The following is a 23,740-nucleotide window of genomic DNA, read 5'->3' on the forward strand; positions in this document are numbered from 1 at the left end:
GTCGTCCTGCGGTGTGTCTCCTTGCAAAACCCTCAACCTCAACCATAGAGTTAGAGTTATGTCAAGTAGTTCCGCGTAACCAGAACCGTATGGGTACGACGGGCACTAACCCCGCAGGCGCGCCGACGCGCCGCGCGTGAATTTTCCTATGCGCCGAGCGTTGCGCTGGCGTGACGCTCGGCGTCGGCGGCCACGCTAGCGTGACGCTCGCGGAACGCAGGACCGCCGACGCACACTCGACGCGGGAGAAGACCGCGCTACTTGACCGTCGGCAGGTCCGGGCTGGACACGTCGTAGGTGCGGCCAGGCTGAGTCAGCAGCGCCGCGAGCTTTTCGGCCTTCTCCTCCGCGCGGTCGGTGGTCCCCCAGATCACCACCCGGCCGTCGGACAACGTCAGCGTGATCGAGGACACCGACGGCGCGGCAACCCGCCCGACCTGCGAGGCGACCTCGGGACGCAATGCCAGCAGCACCTTGAGCGCGGCCAGCGTCGCCGGATCGGTCGGCCCCGGATTCTCCACCTCGATGTAGGGCAGCGCCGGTGGCGGCGGATCGTTCGCGAAGTCCACCCCGTCGCGGTCGAACAGATGCGGCCCGTCCGGGAAGTCTTTGACCACCACCGGGACCCGCTCGACGATGGTGATCCGCAGCGCCGACGGATACTCCCGCTGCACCCGGGCGCTGGCCACGCGCCGGATCGCCGCCACCCGGTCGGCGACCTGACTGGTGTTGATCTGCAGCAACGGCGTGCCGACCCGCACCTGCGCCGCCTCCAGCACGTCCTCGCGGGTCACCACACCGGTCCCGGTGACGACGATGTTGCGGGCCGACATCGCCGGCGTGAAATAGAGGATCAAACCCAACCCCACGCCGACCACCACCAGGATCACCGTGGCAAGCAGCATCTTCAGGCCCCGGACGACGCCGCGCGCCACGGGTTTCGGTTCGGGCAGGACCGCGCCGCGGGCGCGGCGCTTGGCTTCGCGGCGGGCTTGCTCGATGGCGGTGGCGCGGGCCTGGGCGGCGCGCCGCTCGGCGCGTTCCCGGCGGGCGCGCCGCCGCGGCCCCTCGAAGTCCTCTTCCTCGGCGGGGTCCGTGCCGGCCGGGGCGTCGGTGGCGATCGGCTCGGTAGCCGCTTCGCCGGCGTCTGCCTGGTCGGGAACCGGTTCGGCCGGTCGGGCCTCGGGTTCGCTCACTGCAAAACCCCCGGGCGTCCGGGTGCGCTGCGGTTGGCGCGCGCCCGCAACGCGTCGACGATCTCGGGTCCCAGCAGCGTCACGTCGCCGGCACCCATGGTGACGATGACGTCACCGGGTCCGGCGGCAGCGGCCACCTCCTCGGCCACCGCCGAGAGATCCGGCACATAACGCACCGGCGCGCTCACATGCTCGGCGACACTCGCGCCGCTCACCCCAGGCAGTGGCTGCTCGCGGGCGCCGTAGACGTCGAGCACGAACACCTGGTCCGCCGCGTCCAGCGCGTGACCGAACTCCTTCGCGAAAGCCTTTGTCCGAGAATATAAATGGGGCTGAAACACCACCATCGCACGACCACTTCCGCGCTGCTGCACCACCGAGCGCACGGCGGCCAGCGTCGCCGCGATCTCGGTCGGATGGTGCGCGTAGTCGTCGAACACCCGGATCGAGTCGGCGGTTCCGACCAACTCGAACCGGCGCCGCACACCTTCGAAACCGGCCAGACCGTCGAGCACCTCGTCGACCGGCGCCCCGATCTCGGTCGCCGCCAGCAGCGCCCCCAGCGCATTGAGCGCCATGTGGCGGCCCGGCACCGACAACCGCATCACCCGTGGCCGGGAATCGGGATCGATTTCGGCAGCCAACTGGATGTGGGCGACCGCCTCGGTGCCCGATTGCTCCCAGGACAGCAACGTCGCCGCCAACGGCGCGTCGACGGCACCCGACGACCCGTAGCGCAACACCCGGATACCCAGCTCGGCGGTGCGCTGCGCCAGCGCGGCGGCACCCGGGTCGTCGGTGCACACCACCAGCGCACCGCCGGGCGCCAGCCGCTCGACGAAGGAATCGAACACCCCGATGTAGGCCTCGGTGCTGCCGTAGAAGTCCAGGTGGTCGGACTCGATGTTGGTGACGACGGCAACGTTGGGCGTGTATTCCAGCAGCGAGCCGTCGCTTTCGTCGGCCTCGGCCACGAACAGGTCGCCGCTGCCGTGATGGGCGTTGGTGCCGGCCTCCCCCAACTCCCCCCCGACCGCGAACGACGGATCGCGCCCGCAGTGCTGCAACGCCACGATCAGCATCGACGTCGTCGTCGTCTTGCCGTGGGTGCCGGTGACCATCAGCGTGGTGCGCCCCGCCATCAGCTTGGCCAGCACCAGCGGCCGCAGCAGCACCGGAATGCCGCGCCGGCGGGCCTCGACGAGTTCGGGGTTGGTCTTCGGGATGGCTGCGTGGGTGGTGATGACCGCGGTGACGCCGCCGGGCAACAGATCCAGCGAGGACGCGTCGTGTCCGATCCGGATCACCGCCCCGCGGGCCCGCAGCGCATGCACGCCGCGCGACTCCTTGGCATCCGAACCCGACACCATGCCACCCCGGTCCAGCAGGATGCGGGCAATGCCCGACATGCCCGCTCCGCCGATGCCGACCATGTGCACCCGCGCCAACTCGGGCGGCAACTGCGCGGCGGTCAACGCCGTATTCCTGCCGCGCGGGCGATGTCGAGTGCCGCCTGGGCCACCTGCCGTGCCGCGTCGCGGTGCCCGACCTGGGCGGCCGCCATCGTCATCGCCGCCAGCCGGGGCGCATCGGTGAGCAGCCCGGATACCTCTCGGGCCACCAGTTCCGGCGTCAGGGCCGCGTCGGCGACGACCATGCCGCCGCCGGCGTTGACCACCGGCAGCGCGTTGAGCCGTTGCTCGCCGTTGCCGATCGGCAGCGGCACGTAGATGGCGGGCAGTCCGACAGCCGACACCTCGGCGACTGTCATCGCGCCGGACCGGCAGATCACCAGATCGGCGGCGGCGTAGGCCAGGTCCATCCGGTCCAGGTAGGGCACCGCGACGTAGGGCGGGTCGCCGGCTTCGGGGGTACGCAGTTCGAGGGTGTTCTTGGGGCCGTGGGCGTGCAGCACAGACACCCCCGCGGCGGCCAGATCGGCGGCCGCACCGGACACCGCGCGATTGAGCGAAACCGCGCCCTGCGAACCGCCGAACACCAGCAGCACCCGGGCGTCGTCGGCGAAGCCGAAGTGCGCGCGCGCCTGGGCGCGCAGGCCGGCACGATCGAGCGCGGTGATGGCCGCCCGCACCGGCACCCCGACCACCTCGGCGCGACGCAGACCCGAATCCGGCACCGCGGACAGGATCCGGTCAGCCGAACGGGCGCCGACCCGGTTGGCCAGCCCGGCCCGCGCGTTGGCCTCGTGGATCACCACCGGGATCCGGCGCCGCCTCCCGACGCCACGGGCGGCGAGGTAGGCGGGCAGCGCGACGTACCCGCCGAACCCGACGACGACGTCGGCGTGCACTCGGTCGAGCACGGCGCGGGTCTCGCGGACCGCGCGCCACACCCGCGGTGGCAGCCGAGCCAGGTCACCGCTGGGTTTGCGGGGCAACGGCACCGGCGTGATCAGCTCGAGGTGATAGCCCCGTTCGGGCACCAGTCGGGTCTCCAGTCCGCGCGCGGTGCCCAGGGCGGTGATGCGGATCTGCGGGTCCAGCGCGGTCAGGGCGTCGGCGACGGCCATGGCGGGTTCCACGTGACCGGCGGTCCCGCCGCCGGCCAACACGACCGAGAACGCGGCACCGGCGGGCAGAGGACTAGCCCCTGGCCCGCCGGTCGGTTCCCTGACCTTGTCGTTCACCCGTAACGCTGACCTTCCAATGCGCGTGCGCGCCGTGTTCGGCGCTGGCCGGCGTACTGCTGGCCAGATCCATGATGCCTCTTCTGCAAGTGCGGGCTTCCCCCAGACCGGCGACCCGCCCGTTCGGCGGTGCGCGGCGCAGCCTGCCGCGGCGGGCCGGCCACGCGCCGCGTCGACGGCTTGGGTTGCGGCTGAGCGCGTTTGCGGTCGCGGAAGGACTCGAGGCGGGTCGGGACGTACGGTTCGGGCAGCGGCAGCCGCAGCAACCGGTTGACCTTGTCGTCGCGCCCCGCGCGCAGCGCGGCCACCGCTTCCGGCTCATGTCGGGCCGCGCTGGCGATGATGCCGATCTGGGTCAGGGTCGCCGCCGTCGACGTGCCGCCCGCCGAGATCAGCGGCAACTGCAGACCGGTCACCGGCAGCAGTCCGATCACGTAGCCGATGTTGATGAAGGCCTGTCCGAGCACCCACATCGTCGTCGTCGCGGTCAGTAGCCGCAGGAACGGGTCAGCCGAGCGGCGGGCGATGCGCATCCCGGTGTAGGCGAACAGGCCGAACAGGCCGAGCAGGCCCACCGCGCCGATCAGGCCCAGTTCCTCGCCGATGATCGCGAAGATGAAGTCGTTGTGGGCGTTGGGCAGGTAGTTCCATTTGGCGACACCCTGGCCGAGGCCGTCGCCGAAGATGCCGCCGTGCGCCAGCGCGTATTTAGCCTGTCGGGCTTGATAACCGGAGTCCATCGGGTCGTTCTCGGGATTGAGCCAGGACTGCACCCGGTCGTTGCGGTAACCGGCGGAGACCGCCAGGATGCCGCCGGCAACGAAGATCAGCGAGAGCGAGCCGAGGAACACCCGCAGCGGAAGACCGGCGTACCAGAGCAGGCCGAGCAGGATGATGCCCAGCGAGACCGTTTGACCCAGGTCGGGCTGGATGACGATCAGGGTCAGCGCCACCAACGCGGCGGGCACCAGCGGAATCAGCATCTCGCGCAACGACGCGCGTTCCATACGTCGGGCGGCCAGCAGGTGCGCACCCCAGATGGCGAACGCCATCTTGGTCAGCTCGGACGGCTGCATCGAGAACCCGGCGATCACGAACCAGCCGCGCGAGCCGTTGGCTTCCTTGCCGATCCCGGGAACCAGCACCAGCACCAGCAACACGATGGTGAACGCGAACCCGGTGAACGCGATGCGCCGCATGAATCGCACCGACATCCGCAGCGCCAGGTAGCAGCCGACCAGGCCGACGCATGTCCACATGACTTGTTTGCCGAAGATGATCCAGGCCGAACCGTCGTCGTCGTAGGAACGCACGCCTGAGGCGGACAGCACCATGATCAGGCCCAGCGTGGTCAGCAATGCGGCGACGGCGATGATCAGGTGAAACGAGGTCATCGGCCGCCCGAGCCAGGCGCCGAACCGGTTGCGCGGACCGGACGGTGCCGTGGGACTTGTCGGCGCCGGGTTCGCTGCGGTCGACTCCTGCTCGGTCACGTCGGTCACGTCCGTCGCGTCGTCAGGGCTTTCGTCGTCCGTCTTGGCGTCCCGGCGCAGCAGCCGGGTCAGCGTGATACCCATGCCGCCTACCGCAGCGCGGCGCGGACCGCCGCCGCGAAGGCGTCACCACGTGCGCCGTAGCCACTGAACTGGTCGAACGAGGCGCCGGCCGGCGCCAGCAGCACGGTGTCGCCCGGGGTGGCGAGCTCCCGGGCCGCCGCCACCGCTGCGGCCATCACGCGAGTGCCGACGGTCTCCGCGGCAATGTTAACTTGTATCACTTTAGTAACAGGAGCCTCAGCTGTCGCATGCATCACAACATCCTCGCCTGTCACAACCTGTACGACGGGGACATCGGGCGCGTGTCGCGATAACGCCTCGACAACCTCGGTCCGATCCTGGCCGAACAGGACCACCCCGACCAGCCGCGATGCGATGCGGGCCACCTCGGCGTCCACAGAAGCGCCCTTGAGCAGGCCACCGGCCAGCCACACCACCCGGGGATACGCCAACACCGAAGCTTCCGCGGCGTGCGGGTTGGTGGCCTTGGAATCGTCGACGTAGGTGATGCCGTCCGCGACGGCCACCACCTCCGATCGGTGCCGGCCCGGCCGGAAAGCGGTCAGCGCGTCGCTGATCGCCGACGCGGGGACGTCGACGCTACGTGCCAGCGCGGCCGCTGCCAACGCGTCCAACACCCCGACCGGACCCGGCACCGGTATCGAGGCGATCGGCGCCAGCGGCAGGTCGCCGGCGAAGGCTCGGTCCACCAGGTATCCGTCCCGCACGCCGAGTTCGCCTGCGGCCGGGTCGCCGAGCCGGAAACCGACCCGCACCGAAGCCGGCGCGGTGTCGGCCAACGCGGCAGCCCGGGCGTCGTCGAGTCCGACGACGGCCACCCGACCGGTGAGCACCCTGGCCTTGGCGGCGGTGTAGTCGGCCATCGTGCCGTGCCAGTCCAGGTGGTCCTCGGCGATGTTGAGCACCACACCCGCCTCGGGCCGCAACGAAGGTGCCCAGAACAACTGGAAACTGGACAACTCCACGGCCAGCACGTCGGACGGCGTAGCCAGCACATCCAGGACCGGGTCGCCGATGTTGCCGCACAGCGCACTGCGTAGCCCACCGGCGCTCAACATATCGTGCAGCATTGCGGTCGTGGTGGTCTTCCCGTTGGTACCGGTCACCACCAACCAGCGCCGCGGCGGCCCGTACTGGCCGGCCGCATCCAGCCGCCAGGCCAGCTCCACATCGCCCCAGATGGGCACCCCCGCCGCCGCGGCCGCGGCCAACACCGGGGTGCTCGGCTGGAAACCGGGACTGGTGACGACCAGCGCATAGGAGTCGATTCCGGCGATCGCTGCCGCCGGATCCGCGGTCGCCACCCCGGCATCGGCGTACGGGCGCAGCATCGCGGGGTCGTCGTCACAGAGCGTCGGAACGGCACCGAACCGGGTCAGCGCGGCCAGTACCGCCCGGCCGGTCACGCGCGCACCCGCGATCAGCACTGGCGCACCCGACGTCAACGGGCCCAGCACGTCAGGGTCCGATCGTGGACAGGTATTCGCCGTAGAACAGTGCCACCCCCAGACCGCAGGTGATGGCGGTGAGCAGCCAGAACCGGATGATCACCGTGGTCTCGGCCCAGCCGGTCAACTCGAAATGATGGTGGAACGGCGCCATCCGGAACATCCGGCGTCCGGTGGTCCGGAACGTCAGAATCTGCAGAACCACCGAGGTGACTTCGGCGACGAACAACGAACCCAGCACCACGGCCAGGATCTCGGTGCGGCTGGTGACCGACAGTCCCGCGATGATGCCACCCAGCGCCAGCGACCCCGTGTCGCCCATGAAGATCTTGGCGGGCGCGGCATTCCACCACAGAAACCCGATGCAGGCGCCGGCGGTGGCGGCCGCGACCAGCGCCAGATCCAGTGGATCGCGCACGTCGTAGCAGCCCTGCAGAGCTCCCGGCAGTCCCAGCACCGTCGCCGTGGCGCACGCGTTGCGGAATTGCCAGAAGGTGATCAGCACGTAGGCCCCGGAGACCATCGCCATGGCGCCGGCCGCCAACCCGTCGAGCCCGTCGGTGAAGTTGACGGCGTTGGACCAGGCGCTGACCACGACCACGCAGAACAGCACGAATACCACCGGCGTGAAGGCGATGGTGGCGATGTCGCGCACATAGGACAGGTTGAGACTGCCCGGGGTCAGGCCGGCGTTGTTGCGGAACTGCAGGACCAGCACCCCGAACAGCACGGCGGCGGCGATCTGGCCGATCGTCTTGGCGGTCTTGTTCAGTCCCAGGTTGCGCGAGCGCCGGATCTTGATCAGGTCGTCGAGGAAGCCGACGCCGCCCAGCGCGGTAGCCAGGCCGAGCACCAACAGACCGGAGGCGGTGACCCCGTCGCCGTCGAAGAGCAACCCGAACAGATGCGTGCCCAGGTAGCCGCACCAGATGCCGGCCAGGATCGCCACCCCGCCCATCGAGGGCGTGCCCCGCTTGGTGGCGTGGCTGGGCGGGCCGTCCTCCCGGATCTGGTGGCCGAACCCCTGCCGGGTGAACAGCCGGATCAGCGCCGGGGTCAGCAGGATCGACACGGTCACCGCGATCGCCACGGCGATCAGGATCTGCCTCACGGGCGCGGGCTTTCGCCGTCGGCCACCAGCGCGTCGGCCAACTGACCGAGGCCGGCCGAATTGGAGGCTTTGACCAGGACGACGTCGCCGGGGCGCAGCTCGGCGCGCAACAGCGTCAGGGCCGCCTCACGGTCGGGCACGTCGACAACCTCCGACCCCCACGAGCCCTCCATGACCGCTCCGTGGTGCATGGCGCTCATCAACCTCCCGGTTCCCACGACAACGAGTCGAGACACATCTAAGCGCACCGCGAGCCGGCCGATGCGATCGTGCTCGGTTATCGCGTCGTCGCCGAGTTCGGCCATCTCCCCCAGCACCGCCCAGCTACGTCGTGGTTCACCCGTTTGGTCGGCGTGCGCCATCCAGGCCAGCGCCTGCAGTCCGGCGCGCATCGAATCGGGATTGGCGTTGTAGGCGTCGTCGATCACGGTCACCCCGTCGGCGCGGGCGCTGACCTGCATCCGGTGCCGCGACACCGGTCCCGCCTGGGCGAGCGCGGCCGCGACCTGTTGCACGTCGGCTCCGCATTCCAGCGCGACCGCGGCCGCGCACAGTGCGTTGCTTACCTGATGGTCACCGGATACGCCGAGCTCGATTTCGGCGTGTGCTTGACCCGCGTGCAGGGTGAACCGTGGTCGCGCCAGTTCGTCCAGGGAAACCGGTCCGGCCCAGACGTCACCGCTGGCGCGACTCACCCGCACGACGCGGGCCGCGGTCACCTCCGCCATCGCGGCGACCATCGGGTCGTCGGCGTTGAGTACGACCACCCCGGACGACGGAACCGCTTGCGGCAGTTCGGATTTGGTCTGTGCGATGACCTCGCGGGAGCCGAACTCCCCCAGGTGCGCGGTGCCGACGTTGAGGACGACGCCGATCGCCGGCGGAGCGATCTCGGCCAGCGCGGCGATGTTGCCGGGATGGCGCGCCGACATCTCCAGCACCAGAAAGTCGGTGTCGCGGGTGGCCCGCAGCACCGTCCAGGGATGGCCCAACTCGTTGTTGAATGACCCGGGCGGGGCGATCACCTGCCCGAGTGGTTGCAGGACCGCGGCGACCAGGTCCTTGGTCGAGGTCTTGCCCGAGGATCCGGTGATCCCGATGATCGTCAGTCCGCCCGCCACCAGGTCGGCGGCCACCGCCTTTGCCAGCCTGGCCAGCGCGCCCAGCACCGCCGCGCCGGACCCGTCCACGTCGTGTTCGAGCACGCCGGCCCGGCCGTCGGGTGCCTGCTGTGGGGCCACCACGATGGCCGGCAACCCGACCGGGCGGGCGGCCAGCACCACGGCGGCGCCGGCGGCGACCGCGGAAGCGGCGTGGTCGTGCCCGTCGGCGCGTGCGCCCGGCAACGCCAGGAACAACCCACCCGGCCCGACGGCGCGCGAGTCGAACTCCACGGTCCCGGTGACGTGGGTGCTGGCGGCCCGCTCGGCTGTGATGTCGGCCAGGGTGCCGCCGACGATCTCGGCGATCCGGGCGATGGTCAGATCGATCATCGGTGCCGCTCCAAAGCCTGCGCCAATTCGACCCGGTCGTCGAACGGGTGCGTTTCCCCGCCTCCGCTCTGCCCGGTTTCGTGCCCTTTGCCGGCAATCAGCACCACGTCACCCGGTCCGGCCCAGGCCACCGCGGCCCCGATCGCCTCGCGACGGTCACCGATCTCGACCACGCGCGCTTTACTGTCCGCGGTGCCGGCCAGGATCTCCCTGCGGATCGCCGCGGGATCCTCGCTGCGCGGGTTGTCGTCGGTGACGATCACCAGGTCGGCCAGCTCAGCGGCGATGGCGCCCATCGGAGCGCGCTTGCCGGGGTCGCGGTCACCGCCCGCGCCGAACACCACCGCCAGCCGTCGGTCGGGGTGCAGCAGAGTGGTCAGCACCGCGCGCAGCGCCTCAGGCTTGTGGGCGTAGTCGACCAGCGCGACGAAGTCCTGGCCCCGGTCGACCTGTTCGAGGCGGCCCGGCACCCGGGTCTGCCTCAGCCCCGGCGCCGCCTGCTCCGGGGACACCCCAACGGCGTCCAGAACCGCCAGTGCGACAAGGCAATTGGCGATGTTGTAATGCCCCGGCAAGTCGATGCCGATCCGGTGCCGGCCGCCGGCGGGGTCGATCGCGGTGAACTCCTGACCCGCCGGGCCCCGCGGGGTGATGTCGACGGCGCGCCACTGCGCGGGGCGGTCGGTGACACTGACGGTGATGGCGGTACCCGCCCGCTCGGCCATCGCGCGACCGCCGTCGTCGTCGACGCACACCACCACGGTGCGGGCACGCAACGCAGAAGCCGGATCGAACAGCAGCGCCTTGGCCTCGAAGTAGTCCTGCATGGTCAGGTGGAAGTCCAGATGGTCCCGGGAGAGGTTGGTGAAGGCCCCCACGGAGAACTCGGTGCCGTCGACCCGGCCCAGGCTCAGCGCGTGACTCGACACCTCCATGACCACGGTGTCCACCCCGCGCTCGGCCATCGCGGCGAACATCGCCTGCAGCGCGGGAGCTTCCGGGGTGGTCAGCGCGCTGGGGATGTCGGCACCGTCGATGCGGACGCCGATGGTGCCGATCAGCCCGGCCACCCGGCCACCGGCCCGCAGCCCCGCCTCGACCAGGTAAGTGGTCGTGGTCTTGCCCGAGGTGCCGGTGATCCCGACGACCGTCACCCGGCCGGACGGGCGTCCGTACACGGTGGCGGCCAGCCCACCCAGCACGCTGCGCGGCGCCGGATGCACCAGCACCGGCACCTCGACGTCCCCGCCGCCCAGTTCGGCCACGCCGTCGGCATCGGTGAGCACCGCGACGGCCCCGCGTTCCATGGCCTGCCCGGCGTGGCGGGCGCCGTGGGTTTTGGACCCGGGCAGGGCGGCGAACAGGTCGCCGGGACGCACCTCCTGGGCGCGCAACGTCACCCCGGTGACCGTCAGGTCGCCGAGCACGGTGAGCCGGTCCGGTCCGGCGGTCAGCACGGCGCCCACCTGCGCGGCCAGCGCGGCCAGCGGCACGCCCGCGCCGGTGCTGGGGCGCAGATCCGTTGGCACCGACGCCACCTCCGTCACCACCTCCGTCGGGTCGGCCTGATCGGGATGATCGGCCAAGACACCCTACCTAGCCGCGGCAGCGGACACGCCCGTCCGGGACGGGCAGCGCGCGGCCGGTAGTTACATCGCCTGCAAGGTGAGCGGCGGGCCCGGGTCCGGCGACAGCGGAACGTTCGCGCGCTGCATCAGCCAGCCCGCGATGTTGTGGAACAACGGCGCCGCCGAGTGGCCGGGAGTGCCGTCGGCGTTGCGCTGCGGATTGTCCATCATGATGCCGATCACGTAGCGGGGATTGTCGACGGTGGCCATCCCGGCGAAGGTGATCCAGTAGACGTCGTCGAAATAGCACCCGCAGCCGGGGTTGATCTGCTGCGCGGTTCCCGTCTTGCCTGCCATCTGGTAGCCGGGCACCGACGCGGCCGGCCCGGTGCCCTGCTGGTAGCCCATCGGGTCCTGCTGCACCACCGCGCGCAGCATGCCGCGCACCGTCTGGGCGGTCTGCGCCGAGACCACCCGGACGCCGTCGGGACGGGGTTCCTCGGTGCGGGTGCCGTCGGCGGCGATGGTGGCCTTGAGGATGCGCGGCGGGATCCGCACGCCGTCGTTGGCGATCGCCTGGTACATGCCGGCCATCTGCAGCAGGGTCATCGAAACCCCTTGTCCGATAGGCAGATTGGAGAAGGTGCTGCCCGACCACTGGTCGATCGGCGGCACCAGGCCGGCGCTCTCACCGGGCAGCCCGACAGCGGTGCGCTGACCCAGCCCGAACTTGCGCACCATGTCGTAGAAACGTTCTGGGCCCACCCGCTGGGCCAGCATCAGCGTGCCGACGTTGGAGGACTTCCCGAATACCCCGGTGGTGGTGTAGGGCATCACGCCGTGCTCCCAGGCGTCGTGGATGGTGACCCCACCCATTGAGATGGTGCCCGGGACCTGCAGCACCTCGTCGGGGTTGGACAGTCCGTATTCGATGACCGAGGACGCGGTGATGATCTTGTTCACCGAGCCCGGCTCGAAAGGCGAGGACACCGGCAGGTTGCCCAACTGCCGGTCGCCCTGGCGCCCGATGTCCTGCGACGGGTCGAAGGTGTTGTCGTTTGCCATGGCCAGCACTTCACCGGTCCTGGCATCGAGGACGACGGCCGAGACGGTGTGCGCGCCGGATACGTTCTTGGCCTGCTGCACCTGCTGTTGGACGTAGAACTGGATGTCGTCGTCGAGGGTGAGCTGGACGGTCGAACCGTGCACCGCCTTGTGCCGGTTGCGGTAGCTGCCGGGGATGACGACGCCGTCCGAGCCGCGGTCGTAGGTGACCGACCCGTCGGTGCCGGCCAGCATCGCGTCCAGGGAGTCCTCCAGGCCCAGCAGGCCGTGGCCGTCCCAGTCGATGCCGCCGACGATGTTGGCCGCCAGTGACCCGCCGGGGTACTGACGCAGGTCCTGACGCTCCGAGCCGACCTCGGGGAATTTCGCCGAGATCGCTTGCGCGATAGCGGGATCGACGTTGCGGGCCAGGTAGACGAACGTCTCGTTGCTCTGCAGCTTCTTCAGGATTGTCGCGGCGTCCGGCTTGTTGTTCAGCTTGCCGGCGACCTCTTTGGCGATGTCCTTGAGCCGTTCCTGGGGGTCGGGCGCGTGCGGCGACTTCTTCTTGGCGTCCTCCAGCTGCTGACGAACCCGCTTGGGTTGGAAGGTCAGTGCGCGTGCCTCGATGGTGAACGCGAGCCGGTCGTTGTGGCGGTCGACGATGGCGCCGCGGATCGCCCGTTCGACGTCGGTGACCTTGAGCTGGCCGGCCGCTTGTGCGTTGAGCTGCGAAGCGTTGGACACCTGCAGGTAGAACAACTGCGTGACAGCCACCACCATCAACACCAGGATGACGGCGTTACCGGCCCGGTGCCGGAAGACGAAGGAGGCGCCGCGACCGACCACCTCGACGGCCTGACGGGTGCGCCGGTCTCGTGCCGAGTGCCCGGCGGGCACCGAATCCGACCGGACGCGAGATGCCTTGGCCTCGGTGGCTTTTCGGGAGCGCTTCGGATGTTTGGTGTCACGGGCCGGACGGGGGGCGCGGCGCGGGTCGCCGCGGTTCATCGCGCGGCCCCCGGCACCGTCGGGAGCAGGACCGGTTGCTCAGCGGTAGCCGGGGCGGGCAGCACCGCCGGTGGCTGCACCGTGGGCACCGTCGGCAACAGGTCGGCGTGTACTGAGTTGGGGGCCGGCACTGTCGCCCCCGGCACCGGCAGCTGCGCACCCGGCACTGTCGCCCCCGGCACGGGTAGCTGACCGCCCGGCACCGTCGCACCCGGCACCGGCAGCTGAGCACCCGGCACCGTCGCACCCGGCACGGGTAGCTGACCGCCCGGCACCGTCGCACCCGGCACCGGCAGCGGACCACCCGGCACCGTTCCCGGAACCGTCGGCACCTGTCCCGGAACCGTCGGCACCTGTCCGGGCACCGTCGGAACCTGTCCGGGCACCCCCGAAGCACCGGGTCCCACCACCGTCGACGCACCGTCCGGCCCGCGCAGCAGCACCTGTGGGCCAGAGTGGGCCGGCACACTCGGGTCGGTGGCGCCGGGCGCGACCCGGACCGCGACCTCCGGCGGCGGGGCCGCGGGCCGGGGTGGCGGTGGCGGTGTCTCGTCGGGCAACTTGGCGTTCAGCGGCGGCGGCGGGACCCCGTCGGCCGGTTTGGGGTTACCCACCACCACCCAGGTGCCGTCGGGCGCCTGGACCAGGTGGGCGGTGTCGCGGGTGGGAATCATGCCCTGTTTGCGTGCGGCCTCGGCCAATGCGGGCGCCGACTCGGCCTCCCGGACGTCGCGTTCCAGCGCCTCTTTCTGCTGTTGCAGCATCCGGGTCCGTTCCCGGGCATGGCTGAGCTGGTAGGAGCGCTCGGCGGCGTCGGTGGACAACCACAGGGTCAAACCCAGCCCCACACCGAGCGAGCCGATGACGAGCACCACGAAGGGCACCCGGCTCAACAGCGTGCTGGGCCGCAGGTCGATCTCGGTCAGGCGGGCGGCCAGCCGCTCGGTCAGTTTGGGCCGAATCACCTTGGGCGCTTTGGCTTTGCGAGCCTTGGCGCGCGCCTTGGCCTGACTGGTGTTCTTGGCCCGGACCGGTCGATCCACCGGGCGGGATATCGGGCTGGTCTGGGGTCCCGAACGGGGCACGCGCGCCTCGCGGCTCGGCGCTGCCGGCGTGCGCGACCGGTTGCGGCGCGACGACACGTCGGCAGCGGTGCGGGCACTGGGCCGGCCCGCGCCACCCCGTCGGGTGTCACGACGTTTGGACGCCTCGCGCTGTGTGCTCATGCATAGCCCTTCCCGCTTGCGTGCTCAATTCGTTGCAGCGCCCGCAGTCGCACCGGGGTGCTGCGCGGGTTGCGCTCCATTTCGGCTTCGTCCGCCCGCTCTGCGCCGTGCGTCAACGACCGGAATCGCGGCCCGTGGCCGGGAAGTTCGACCGGGAGACCCGGCGGTGTACGGGAGGCGGTCGCTTCGGCAAAGGCGCGCTTGACGATCCGATCCTCCAGGGACTGATAGGCCAGCACCACGATGCGACCGGCCACCGCGAGCGCGTCGAGCGCCGCCGGCACGGCACCGCGCAACGACTCCAGCTCGTCGTTGACCGCGATGCGCAATGCCTGGAAGGTGCGCTTGGCCGGATGTCCGCCGGATCGGCGGGTGGCGGCCGGGATGGCTTCGTAGAGCAGGGCCACCAACTCGCCGGTCGACGTGAACGGGGCGCGAGCGCGGCGTCGGACGATCTGTGCGGCGATGCGTCGGGCGAACCGCTCCTCGCCATAGCGATGCAGGATGCCGGCCAGCTCGGCTTCGTCGTAGGTGTTGATGACGTCGGCCGCCGTCAGGGGTGCCGACGGATCCATCCGCATGTCCAGCGGCGCGTCCTTGGCGTAGGCGAACCCGCGCTCGGCACGGTCGAGCTGCATCGACGACACACCCAGATCGAACAGGATCCCGTCGACGGATTCGACTGTGCCGTAACCGGATTCGGCAAGAGCGGTGGCTATGCCGTCATAGCGGGTGTGCACCAGCGTGATCCGGTCGGCGAATGGGGCCAGCCGGTTGCGGGCGATGTCCAGCGCGGTCGGGTCCCGGTCGAGTCCGATCAATCGCAGACCCGGCAACTCGGTGAGGAATCGCTCGGCGTGCCCGCCGGCGCCCAACGTCGCGTCGACGAGGACAGCACCGGAGCCGTCGGGGTGATAGCGGGTCAGCGCCGGGGTGAGCAACTCCAGGCAACGGTGCGCCAGCACCGGCACATGACCGAAATCGGAAGGGCCGGAAGTCGGTTGGTGTGCCACCGCAAGACCTCCCGGGCTGTATCGGCCTACCGGTGACCGCGCACCGTGGTCTCTGTCCGAAAGCACGCACCTGGCGTTGGGGAAGTACGCCAGGGTCGGTTCGGGCAGAGACCACGGTGCACGGGCATGCACCTCAGAAGATGTCGCCGAGTGCTTCATCGCTGGCCGCGGAGAAGTTCTCTTCATGGATTTGCTGATAGTTGTTCCAGGCCTGGGCATCCCAGATCTCGAGGAAATCGACGGCACCGATCACCACGCAGTCTTTCGACAGGCCGGCGTAACGGCGATGGTCGGCCGACAGCGTGATCCGGCCTTGGGCATCGGGGTGCTGCTCGTCGGTGCCGGCGGCGAGGTTACGCAGGAAGGCCCGGGCTTCGGGATTGCTGCGGGGCGCCTTGCTCGCCCGCCGCGCCAGCTGTTCGAACTCCGACCGCGGGTAGACGGCGAGGCTGTGATCCTGGCTCTTGGTGACCATCAACCCCCCTGCCAACGCGTCGCGAAACTTGGCCGGCAGCGTTAGCCGCCCCTTGTCGTCGAGCTTGGGCGTGTAGGTGCCGAGAAACACTGCGGCACCTCCAACTTGCTTCGCACCCAAACGCTTCGGCCACCATACCCCACAATCCCCCACTTCTCCCCAAAAACACCCCCTCCGCGCGTCCCGAAGCCGCCCACTGCCGATCAGACCGCCGCCCAGCGCACTCAGCTCCCGCGGAAGGCCCCAGGGCGAAGTGGAAAACGCGCATTTCAGGGGCCTAAAACACCCCGTCGGGAGCGAGGTGGGGCGCAGTGGGGCAAATGGGCACAACTGCGCTACGAATCGGGCACAAGGTGGCGTCGTCCGGCATGGCGGGTGTGTCCGCGGGGCTGCGTCTGCGATCGTGGCGGGGCCGGCAAACGAGAACGGGGCAGCCGTCTGGCTACCCCGTCATGTGTTGGCGCGCTGGACTACTCGTCGAACCGGCGGCGGAAGCGATCCTCCATACGACTGGTGAACGAACCGCTGCCGCCCTTGGGGCGACGCTGACGCGACGCACCCGACGTCGACCCGCCGTGATCCGGCCTGCCGGCCAGCCGGCGGCCGGTGACCGCGTACACCACGCCGCCGAACATCACGACGAACCCCAGCACGCTCAGCACCGGGAAACTTCCGATCATCGTGGCTTTGAATGCCACCCCGGAGACCAGCATCGCCAAACCGACGAGGAACAGCGCCGTGCCTTGTAGCCGGCGCCGTGCCGTCGGGGCGCGGAAACCGCCGCCGCGGACACTCGAAGCGAACTTGGGATCCTCGGCATAGAGAGCGCTCTCGATCTGATCGAGCATTCGCTGCTCATGATCGGAGAGTGGCATTCGTCCCTCCTTGCCGAAACACTGTGGTGTCTTCACCGATAGCACACGTATAGCCCGTTGTGGGGCAATTAACTCCGATGATACGAGGTCATTGTTCGCGGTACCAATGATTCGCAAACGATTCTATCGCCTCGACAGCCGACGCCACGCGATGGTCCGCGGCGGTCGCGGGTGCAACCCGTCACACGATGTCGACAGACTGCCCGTCGCCGCGCGACGACAGCGTCCGATACTGGAACCCGACCGGACCCAACCGAAGCCGAGGAGGACACCGCGCGTTGGCGACCTTCCTCATCGACCTGCCCCCGAAAGACATGGAGCGCCGCCTCACCGACGCGCTGAAGGTCTACGTCGACGCGATGCGCTATCCGCGCGGCACCGAGAATCAGCGGGCGGCGATGTGGCTGGAACACACCCGGCGACCCGGCTGGAAAGCGGTCGCCGCCGTCGAAGTCGCCGACGCACGCCGACCGGCGGGTGACCCTCCGACGGCGGCCGAGTTGAGCAACGCGCCGCTGGTCGGGGTCGGCTACGGCTATCCCGGGGCGCCGGGACAGTGGTGGCAGCAGCAGGTCATCCTCGGTTTGCAGCGCAGCGGCTTCCCCGCCCCGGCGATCGACCGGCTGATGACCAGTTACTTCGAGCTCACCGAGCTGCACATCCACCCCCGCGCGCAGGGTCACGGCCTCGGTGAGGCGCTGGCCCGTCGGCTTCTGACCGGTCGCGACGAAGCCAACGTCCTGCTGTCCACGCCGGAGACCAGCGGGGAGGGCAACCGCGCCTGGCGGTTGTACCGCCGGTTGGGGTTCACCGACGTCATCCGCAGCTACTATTTCGCCGGGGATCCCCGGGCTTTCGCGATTCTGGGGCGCGCGCTGCCACTCTGAACGGGCGGCTCACCCGGTCTGGCACGATGACCTGGTGCCCGCCAGCCTTTCCGCGCTACCGGTCCGGGGATCTCGCCGCATTTCCAGCGACCGCCGTCGTCGGCTGCTGGCCGTCGTGATGCTGCTGATGCTGGTGCCGTTGGCCACCGGATGCCTGCGAGTCCGGGCGTCGATCACGATCTCCCCCGACGACCTGGTGTCCGGCGAGATCATCGCCGCGGCCAAACCCAAGAACAACAAGGACACCGGACCGCAGCTGGACACGAACCTGCCGTTCAGCCAGAAGGTCGCGATCTCGAATTACGAAAGCGACGGCTACGTGGGTTCGCAGGCGGTCTTCGCCGATCTGACCTTCGCCGAACTGCCGCAGCTGGCCCACCTGAACTCCGACGCCGCCGGAGTGAACCTGTCGCTGCGCCGCAACGGCAACCTGGTGATCCTGGAAGGCCGGGCCGACCTGACATCGGTGACCGATCCCGAGGCCGAGGTCGAGCTGACCGTCGCCTTCCCTGGAACCGTGACGTCCACCAACGGCGACCGGATCGAGCCCGAGGTCGTGCAGTGGAAGCTCAAGCCGGGCGTGGTGAGCACGATGAGCGCCACCGCCCGCTACACCGATCCCAACACTCGGTCGTTCACCGGGGCGGGGATCTGGCTGGGCATCGCGTCGTTCGCCGCCGCGGGCGTGGTGGCGGCGTTGGCCTGGGCCAGCCGGGACCGTTCGCCGCGGTTCACCGCGTCCGGCGACCAGTCGTCCAGTTAGGCCGGGGCCGTCGGCGCCCAGTAGGCGAGCATCTCCGCGAAAGTCTCGAAGGCCGGGCCGGACACGCCGTAGGTCGCCTCGAAGTGGATGCTCAGCGGAAAGCCGAGGTCGGCGACTCCGTCGATGACCCGCTTGTAGAGGTCGACCAGCAGCGCACGTTTGTCGGCGGGCTCACTGGCGGCCAAAGTCCTGACGAACTCCTGCTCCCCGGCCACCGCGGCGTTACCCGGGTCCTGGATCAGCCAGTTGATCAGCCCGACCCGGCTCTCGACTTTGGGGACGAACCCGAACGACAACAGAATCTCGGGCCGATGGTCGGTCTGCTTGGCGAAGTCGGCCAAGAACCCCACGATGGCGTCGGAGTAGAGCAGTTGGGTCATGCCGTAGGTGGCACCCTGGTCGCACTTGAAATTGAGCCGGCCGTGTTCGCCTTCCCGGGTCGGGATCACGATCACACCGCGATTGGCCACGGCGTCGCGATAGATCGACAGCGCCTCGGTCGGTGGCACACCGTCGCCTTCCCCGTCGTTCATGGTGCGCGGCACCCCGACGAAGACCACACCCTGCATCCCGGACTCGGTCAGTGCGGTGAGCCGCTGTCCCAGCGCCGACTCGTCCATGAACGCGGTGACCTGGGTGCACAGGCCGTGCAGGCCAGGCAGTTCCGGTTTGATGATCGACCAGAAGTCCAGCACGTCCAGCTTGGCCTTCATCGGCACCGGGCGGTCGTCGTCCTCGGCGATCATGCCCGGGATCATCACGTGCCGGAGCCGACCGTCCAGACCGGACTCGGCCGAGTACCGCACCACTTTGTGCGCGTCTTCCAGCGCCCGCTCCCGACCGTCCTCGACGTTGGGCGGCACCAACTCGAGCGCGATGGTGTTGAGCGTCACGCGATTCCTCATTCTTCAGCTGACTCGTCTGGCGCTGCGTCGCGCAAACCTTGGACAAACCCCCACGACAGCATAGGGGCGCGATTTTCACGCTCATCAGGCGCTGGCGGCAGCCGTTGCGCGGATCGGGCAAACGCCGCGCGGCATACACTGTCGGGCCAGAGGTATGCCGAGTGAGGAAGGGGCGCTGCGCTGAGCCTGGAAGCATCGGCAGCATCGGCAACCGTCGAGGTGGCCGCCGCCGTCACCGACCAGCTGCGACGGTACCTGCACGACCGTCGCGGTGAAGCCGGCTACCTGGAATTTCCGGGCGGCACCGACTTCGCCGAGTTGACCGGCTGGCTCGAGGATTTCGTGCTGAGCGGGGGCAAGCGACTGCGGCCGGTGTTCGCCTACTGGGGATGGGACGCGGTCACCGACCACCGGCCCGATTCCGATGTGCTGCTGCTGTTTTCGGCGCTGGAACTACTGCACGCGTTTGCCCTGATCCACGACGACGTGATCGACGCCTCGGCGACCCGACGCGGCCGGCCGACCGCCCACCAGCACTTCGCGGCCCGGCACCGGGAACGTCGGTGGCGTGGCTCGGCCGAACAGTTCGGGGTATCGGCGGCGATCCTGCTGGGCGACGTCGCGCATACCTGGGCCGCTGACATCGTCTCCCGCGCGCGCCTGTCAGCCGATGTGCGGCCGCGGGTGGAGCGGGTCTGGTCGGCGATCCGCACCGAGGTGCTGGGCGGCCAGTACCTCGACATCGTCGCCGAGGCCGCCGTACCAGGCTCGGTGGACGAATCGGTCGCGGCGGCGATGACCGTGGCCACCTACAAGACCGCCTGCTACACAGTGACGCGCCCGTTGCAGCTCGGGGTTGCCGCCGCCGCCGACCGGCCCGAGGTGACGGCGGCCTTCGAGCGGTTCGGGACCGACCTCGGAGTGGCGTTCCAGCTGCGCGACGACGTCCTGGGCGTCTTCGGCGATCCCGCGGTGACCGGCAAACCGTCCGGCGACGACCTGCGCTCAGGCAAACGCACCGCGCTGCTGGCCGAGGCAACGCAACTGGCCGCGGAATCGGATCCGTTGGCCGCCAATCTGTTACGCACGTCGATCGGCACCGATCTGACCGACGGCCAGGTGTCCGAACTACGCGAGGTGATCGAGGGGGTGGGCGCACTGACCGCCGCGGAGAACCGGATCACCGAGCTGACCGACCGGGCCCTGGCCACCTTGGCCGCGGCACCGATCAACGCGTCGGCCAAAGCCGGCCTGGCCGAGCTGGCCCAGGCAGCCACCGATCGGTCCGCGTGAGCCGATGACCACTCCGACACCGGCCCCGCAGGCCGCCAGCACTGTTCCGAAAATAACTGTGGGACAACGTATTTCGCGACTGTCCGGGTTCGCCAGAGCGCCGGAGGGCGGTCCGGCGCGGTTGGGGTTCCTGGGTGCTGTCCTGATCACGATCGGCGGCCTGGGCGCGGGTAGCACGCGCCAGCATGACCCGCTGCTGGAGTCGATTCACCTGTCCTGGATGCGTTTCGGCCACGGACTGGTGCTGTCGTCGATCCTGCTCTGGGTCGGCGTGAGTCTGATGCTGATCGCGTGGTTGCGGCTGGGGCGGCGGTTGCTCGGCGAGGGAGTCAGCGAGTTCACGATGCGCGCGACCACCGCTTTCTGGCTGGCCCCGCTGCTGTTGTCGGTTCCGGTGTTCAGTCGCGACACCTATTCGTATCTGGCGCAGGGCGCGTTACTGCGCGACGGCTTCGATCCCTACGCGGTGGGGCCGGTCGGCAACCCGAACCCGTTGCTGGACGACGTGAGCCCCATTTGGACGATCACCACCGCGCCCTACGGCCCGGCGTTCATCCTGGTGGCCAAGCTGGTGACGGTGCTCGTCGGCAACAACGTCATCGCCGGAACGATGCTGCTGCGCCTGTGCATGCTGCCCGGTCTGGCGCTGCTGATCTGGGCCGCCCCCCGGCTGGCGCGCCATGTCGGCGCCGACGGCGCCACCGCACTCTGGATCTGCGTGCTGAACCCCCTGGTGCTGATCCATCTGATGGGCGGGGTGCACAACGAGATGCTGATGGTGGGCCTGATGGCCGCCGGCATCGCGCTGACCTTGCAGCGGCACCACGTCGCCGGTATGACGCTGCTCACCGTCGCGATCGCGGTCAAAGCCACCGCGGGGCTCGCGCTGCCGTTTTTGGGCTGGGTCTGGATGCGTCATCTGCGCGACGACCGCGACTGGCGGCCGGTGCAGGCGTTCGCGGTTGCCGCGCTGTCCGCGTTGCTGATCTGTGTCGCGGTGTTCGGTGTGCTGTCGCTGGCGGCCGGGGTCGGATTGGGCTGGATGACCGCGCTGGCCGGATCGGTGAAGATCATCAACTGGCTGACCGTGCCGACCGCCGCCGCGAACCTGATCCATGCCTTGACCAGCGGGTTTTTCGCCGTGCAGTTCTACTCCGTGCTGCGGATCGCCCGGCTGGTCGGCATCGTCGTGATCGCGGTGTCGCTGCCGGTGCTGTGGTGGCGGTTCCGGCGCGACGACCGCGCCGCCCTGACCGGCATCTTCGCCGCGATGCTGGTCGTGGTGCTGTTCGTCCCCGCCGCGCTGCCGTGGTACTACTCCTGGCCGCTGGCGGTGCTCGCTCCGCTGGCGCAGTCGCGTCGCGCGATGGCCGCCATCGCCGGGTTCTCGACCTGGATCATGGTGATCTTCAAACCCGACGGATCGCACGGAATGTATTCCTGGCTGCACGTCGGGCTCGCGACCGCCTTCGCGCTGGTGGCCTGGCGTTCGATCTACCGCGCACCGGACCCCGAGGAAGACACGACGGCCGAGGAGCCGCTCGCTAGTACGCCATAGCCTGGGCGCGCCGCACCACTTCGCGCGCCTGATGGGCGTGCAGCGCATCGACCGGGCGGGCGTTGTTCAGGGCGTCGCGCGAGCCGTCGCGGGTGACCGTCAGCGACGGGTCCGGGGTGAACAGCCAACGGACGATCTCGGTGTCGTGGTAGCCGCCGTCGTGCAGGATCGTCAACAGACCGGGCAGGCTCTTGACGACGTGGCCCGAGGTGGTGAAGAAGACCTGCGGCACCACCACGCCGCCGGCGCGGCGCACCGCGACCAGGTGACCTTCGCGCAACTGCTGCTGCACCTTGCTCACCGGAATGCCGAGTAATTCGGCCACCCGGGACAGGTCAAAGGTCGGCTCGTCGGGATCAAGGACATCGTCGCCGGCGGGAATGCTGCCCACCCGGTCAGTCTAGAACTGCCGGGCGGCCACGTCTGCGCCTTCTGCCAGGAAAATATCCCCGTCCACCTACCATTGCCTGCGTGGTTGGGGATCCCTTGCACGGCGCCGTGCTGGACGGCCGCTATCTGGTGCAGGAGAAGATCGCCAGCGGCGGGACCTCGACGGTGTACCGCGGGCTCGACACCCGGCTCGACCGGCCGGTGGCGCTGAAGGTGATGGACCCGCGCTACTGCGACGACCAGCAATTCCTGACACGGTTCCAGCTCGAGGCACGCACCGTCGCGCGGCTGAAGAATCCATGCCTGGTAGCCGTCTACGACCAGGGCCAGGACGGTCGCTACCCGTTCCTGGTGATGGAACTCGTCGAAGGTGGCACCCTTCGCGAACTGCTGACCGAGCGCGGCCCGATGCCGCCGCACGCGGTGGTGGCGGTGCTGCGGCCCGTGCTGAGCGGGCTGGCCGCCGCGCACCGGGCCGGCCTGGTGCACCGCGACGTCAAGCCCGAGAACGTCCTGATCTCCGACGACGGCGAGGTCAAGATCGCCGATTTCGGGTTGGTACGCGCCGTTGCGGCCGCGGGCATCACCTCCGCCAGCGTCATCCTGGGCACCGCGGCTTATCTGTCCCCCGAGCAAGTGCGTGACGGCAGCGCCGGTCCCCGCAGCGACGTCTACTCGGTGGGGATCCTCACCTACGAACTGCTGACCGGGGGCACCCCGTTCACCGGCGACACCGCGCTGTCGGTCGCCTACCAGCGGCTGGAGGCCGACGTGCCGCCGCCGAGCGCCGTGATCGACGGTGTGCCAACGCAATTCGACGACTTCGTGGCCTGCGCGACGGCTGCCGACCCGGCGCAGCGTTACGCCGACGCGATCGAGATGGCCGCCGACGTGGAGGCGATCGCCGAGGAGCTGAACCTGCCCGACTTCCGGGTGCCGGCGCCGCGCGACTCCGCCCAACACCGGTCGGCGGCGCTGCACCACAGCCGCGCGGGCGGCGCACCACGTCCGAACCCGACACGTCAGTTCACCCGCGAGCCCGAGGCCTGGCCGGAACCGGACCCGCCGGTCGAACCCGCGACGGAGTTCGAGGTCGACGACGGGGTGTTCGCGGGCATCCCGATCGACGAGTTCGTCTGGGAGCGTCAGCACCGGCGCCGCATGGTGCTGATCTGGGTGGTCGTGGTGCTGACGTTGACCGGGCTCGTGGCGACCGGGGCCTGGATCCTCGGAGCGCACCTCAGCGGCCTGCTCTAGGTT

General features: G+C 69.7%; 20 protein-coding genes. 5 read left to right on the forward strand and 15 right to left on the reverse strand.

What is annotated here, in order from left to right; genetic code table 11:
• Positions 1-257 precede the first annotated feature (257 nt).
• The 13 genes from AC5Y4D_RS24815 to AC5Y4D_RS24875 all read right to left on the reverse strand — a co-directional run bounded on the left by AC5Y4D_RS24815 (position 258) and on the right by AC5Y4D_RS24875 (position 16,684).
• Positions 258-1,196, reverse strand: coding sequence for a cell division protein FtsQ/DivIB (locus tag AC5Y4D_RS24815; protein ID WP_499945028.1), 939 nt, complete (start codon positions 1,194-1,196; stop codon positions 258-260).
• Entirely contained in the window at positions 1,193-2,671 is a 1,479-nt protein-coding gene (gene murC, locus AC5Y4D_RS24820) for a UDP-N-acetylmuramate--L-alanine ligase (RefSeq protein ID WP_500038464.1), read from the reverse strand. The genes AC5Y4D_RS24815 and murC overlap by 4 nt, the downstream gene beginning before the upstream one ends.
• Positions 2,668-3,843: an undecaprenyldiphospho-muramoylpentapeptide beta-N-acetylglucosaminyltransferase gene (murG, locus tag AC5Y4D_RS24825; RefSeq protein WP_500038465.1), complete on the reverse strand. Its 1,176-nt coding sequence runs from the start codon at positions 3,841-3,843 to the stop codon at positions 2,668-2,670. Before murG ends, murC begins: the two co-directional genes overlap by 4 nt.
• Entirely contained in the window at positions 3,840-5,420 is a 1,581-nt protein-coding gene (gene ftsW / locus AC5Y4D_RS24830) for a putative lipid II flippase FtsW (RefSeq protein ID WP_500038466.1), read from the reverse strand. The genes murG and ftsW overlap by 4 nt, the downstream gene beginning before the upstream one ends.
• 5 nt (positions 5,421-5,425) lie before the next feature.
• On the reverse strand, positions 5,426-6,877 hold the full coding sequence (gene murD, locus AC5Y4D_RS24835; protein WP_500038467.1) for a UDP-N-acetylmuramoyl-L-alanine--D-glutamate ligase: 1,452 nt from the start codon (positions 6,875-6,877) through the stop codon (positions 5,426-5,428).
• A gap of 1 nt (position 6,878) precedes the next feature.
• Positions 6,879-7,979 (reverse strand): phospho-N-acetylmuramoyl-pentapeptide-transferase, encoded by a 1,101-nt coding sequence (gene mraY / locus AC5Y4D_RS24840; RefSeq protein ID WP_499945020.1) that lies wholly within the window; start codon positions 7,977-7,979, stop codon positions 6,879-6,881.
• Entirely contained in the window at positions 7,976-9,472 is a 1,497-nt protein-coding gene (locus AC5Y4D_RS24845) for a UDP-N-acetylmuramoyl-tripeptide--D-alanyl-D-alanine ligase (protein WP_500038468.1), read from the reverse strand. The genes mraY and AC5Y4D_RS24845 overlap by 4 nt, the downstream gene beginning before the upstream one ends.
• Positions 9,469-11,058: a UDP-N-acetylmuramoyl-L-alanyl-D-glutamate--2,6-diaminopimelate ligase gene (locus tag AC5Y4D_RS24850; RefSeq protein ID WP_500038469.1), complete on the reverse strand. Its 1,590-nt coding sequence runs from the start codon at positions 11,056-11,058 to the stop codon at positions 9,469-9,471. Before AC5Y4D_RS24850 ends, AC5Y4D_RS24845 begins: the two co-directional genes overlap by 4 nt.
• 63 nt (positions 11,059-11,121) lie before the next feature.
• Positions 11,122-13,095, reverse strand: a complete 1,974-nt coding sequence (locus AC5Y4D_RS24855) for a peptidoglycan D,D-transpeptidase FtsI family protein (protein WP_499990294.1) — start codon at positions 13,093-13,095, stop codon at positions 11,122-11,124.
• A complete protein-coding gene (gene ftsL, locus AC5Y4D_RS24860; RefSeq protein ID WP_500038470.1) occupies positions 13,092-14,321 on the reverse strand; it encodes a cell division protein FtsL in 1,230 nt (409 codons plus the stop codon). Before ftsL ends, AC5Y4D_RS24855 begins: the two co-directional genes overlap by 4 nt.
• Positions 14,318-15,466: a 16S rRNA (cytosine(1402)-N(4))-methyltransferase RsmH gene (rsmH, locus tag AC5Y4D_RS24865; protein WP_500038471.1), complete on the reverse strand. Its 1,149-nt coding sequence runs from the start codon at positions 15,464-15,466 to the stop codon at positions 14,318-14,320. The genes ftsL and rsmH overlap by 4 nt, the downstream gene beginning before the upstream one ends.
• Before the next feature lies 1 nt (position 15,467).
• Entirely contained in the window at positions 15,468-15,899 is a 432-nt protein-coding gene (gene mraZ, locus AC5Y4D_RS24870) for a division/cell wall cluster transcriptional repressor MraZ (RefSeq protein WP_499945011.1), read from the reverse strand.
• Between the two features lie 380 nt (positions 15,900-16,279).
• Positions 16,280-16,684 carry an SCO2097 family morphological protein gene (locus tag AC5Y4D_RS24875; RefSeq protein WP_500038472.1) on the reverse strand — a complete coding sequence of 135 codons (405 nt, stop codon included), beginning with the start codon at positions 16,682-16,684 and terminating at the stop codon, positions 16,280-16,282.
• A 278-nt stretch (positions 16,685-16,962) separates the two neighbouring features.
• On the opposite strand from AC5Y4D_RS24875, the gene AC5Y4D_RS24880 reads away from it, so the two are divergent.
• Together AC5Y4D_RS24880 and lppM are read left to right on the forward strand one after the other, a co-directional pair.
• Positions 16,963-17,571, forward strand: coding sequence for a GNAT family N-acetyltransferase (locus tag AC5Y4D_RS24880; RefSeq protein ID WP_499945007.1), 609 nt, complete (start codon positions 16,963-16,965; stop codon positions 17,569-17,571).
• 79 nt (positions 17,572-17,650) lie between these two features.
• Positions 17,651-18,334 carry a lipoprotein LppM gene (gene lppM / locus AC5Y4D_RS24885; protein ID WP_499945147.1) on the forward strand — a complete coding sequence of 228 codons (684 nt, stop codon included), beginning with the start codon at positions 17,651-17,653 and terminating at the stop codon, positions 18,332-18,334.
• On the opposite strand, the gene AC5Y4D_RS24890 is transcribed toward lppM, so the two are convergent.
• Positions 18,331-19,227, reverse strand: a complete 897-nt coding sequence (locus tag AC5Y4D_RS24890) for a mycobacterial-type methylenetetrahydrofolate reductase (RefSeq protein WP_499945005.1) — start codon at positions 19,225-19,227, stop codon at positions 18,331-18,333. The genes lppM and AC5Y4D_RS24890 overlap by 4 nt on opposite strands.
• A 231-nt stretch (positions 19,228-19,458) precedes the next feature.
• Here AC5Y4D_RS24890 and AC5Y4D_RS24895 point away from each other — a divergent pair, with 231 nt between their 5' ends.
• Both AC5Y4D_RS24895 and AC5Y4D_RS24900 read left to right on the forward strand, forming a co-directional pair.
• Positions 19,459-20,532: a polyprenyl synthetase family protein gene (locus tag AC5Y4D_RS24895; protein WP_500038473.1), complete on the forward strand. Its 1,074-nt coding sequence runs from the start codon at positions 19,459-19,461 to the stop codon at positions 20,530-20,532.
• A 4-nt stretch (positions 20,533-20,536) separates the two neighbouring features.
• Positions 20,537-22,090 (forward strand): alpha-(1->6)-mannopyranosyltransferase A, encoded by a 1,554-nt coding sequence (locus AC5Y4D_RS24900; RefSeq protein ID WP_500038474.1) that lies wholly within the window; start codon positions 20,537-20,539, stop codon positions 22,088-22,090.
• Here AC5Y4D_RS24900 and AC5Y4D_RS24905 read toward each other — a convergent pair.
• Positions 22,077-22,481: an Rv2175c family DNA-binding protein gene (locus AC5Y4D_RS24905; RefSeq protein WP_499945000.1), complete on the reverse strand. Its 405-nt coding sequence runs from the start codon at positions 22,479-22,481 to the stop codon at positions 22,077-22,079. The genes AC5Y4D_RS24900 and AC5Y4D_RS24905 overlap by 14 nt on opposite strands.
• A 71-nt stretch (positions 22,482-22,552) precedes the next feature.
• Here AC5Y4D_RS24905 and AC5Y4D_RS24910 point away from each other — a divergent pair, with 71 nt between their 5' ends.
• Positions 22,553-23,737, forward strand: coding sequence for a protein kinase domain-containing protein (locus AC5Y4D_RS24910; protein ID WP_499945146.1), 1,185 nt, complete (start codon positions 22,553-22,555; stop codon positions 23,735-23,737).
• The last annotated feature ends 3 nt before the right edge of the window (positions 23,738-23,740 follow it).

It is taken from the genome of Mycobacterium sp. NGS67 (assembly GCF_059812185.1).

Bases quoted from the DNA above. Each gene is read 5' to 3' on its own strand.
- ftsW (WP_500038466.1), bottom strand. From the start codon at position 5,420: ATGGGTATCACGCTGACCCGGCTGCTGCGCCGGGACGCCAAGACGGAC.
- AC5Y4D_RS24845 (WP_500038468.1), bottom strand. From the start codon at position 9,472: ATGATCGATCTGACCATCGCCCGGATCGCCGAGATCGTCGGCGGCACC.
- ftsL (WP_500038470.1), bottom strand. From the start codon at position 14,321: ATGAGCACACAGCGCGAGGCGTCCAAACGTCGTGACACCCGACGGGGT.
- AC5Y4D_RS24900 (WP_500038474.1), top strand. From the start codon at position 20,537: ATGACCACTCCGACACCGGCCCCGCAGGCCGCCAGCACTGTTCCGAAA.
- AC5Y4D_RS24875 (WP_500038472.1), bottom strand. From the start codon at position 16,684: ATGCCACTCTCCGATCATGAGCAGCGAATGCTCGATCAGATCGAGAGC.
- AC5Y4D_RS24855 (WP_499990294.1), bottom strand. From the start codon at position 13,095: ATGAACCGCGGCGACCCGCGCCGCGCCCCCCGTCCGGCCCGTGACACC.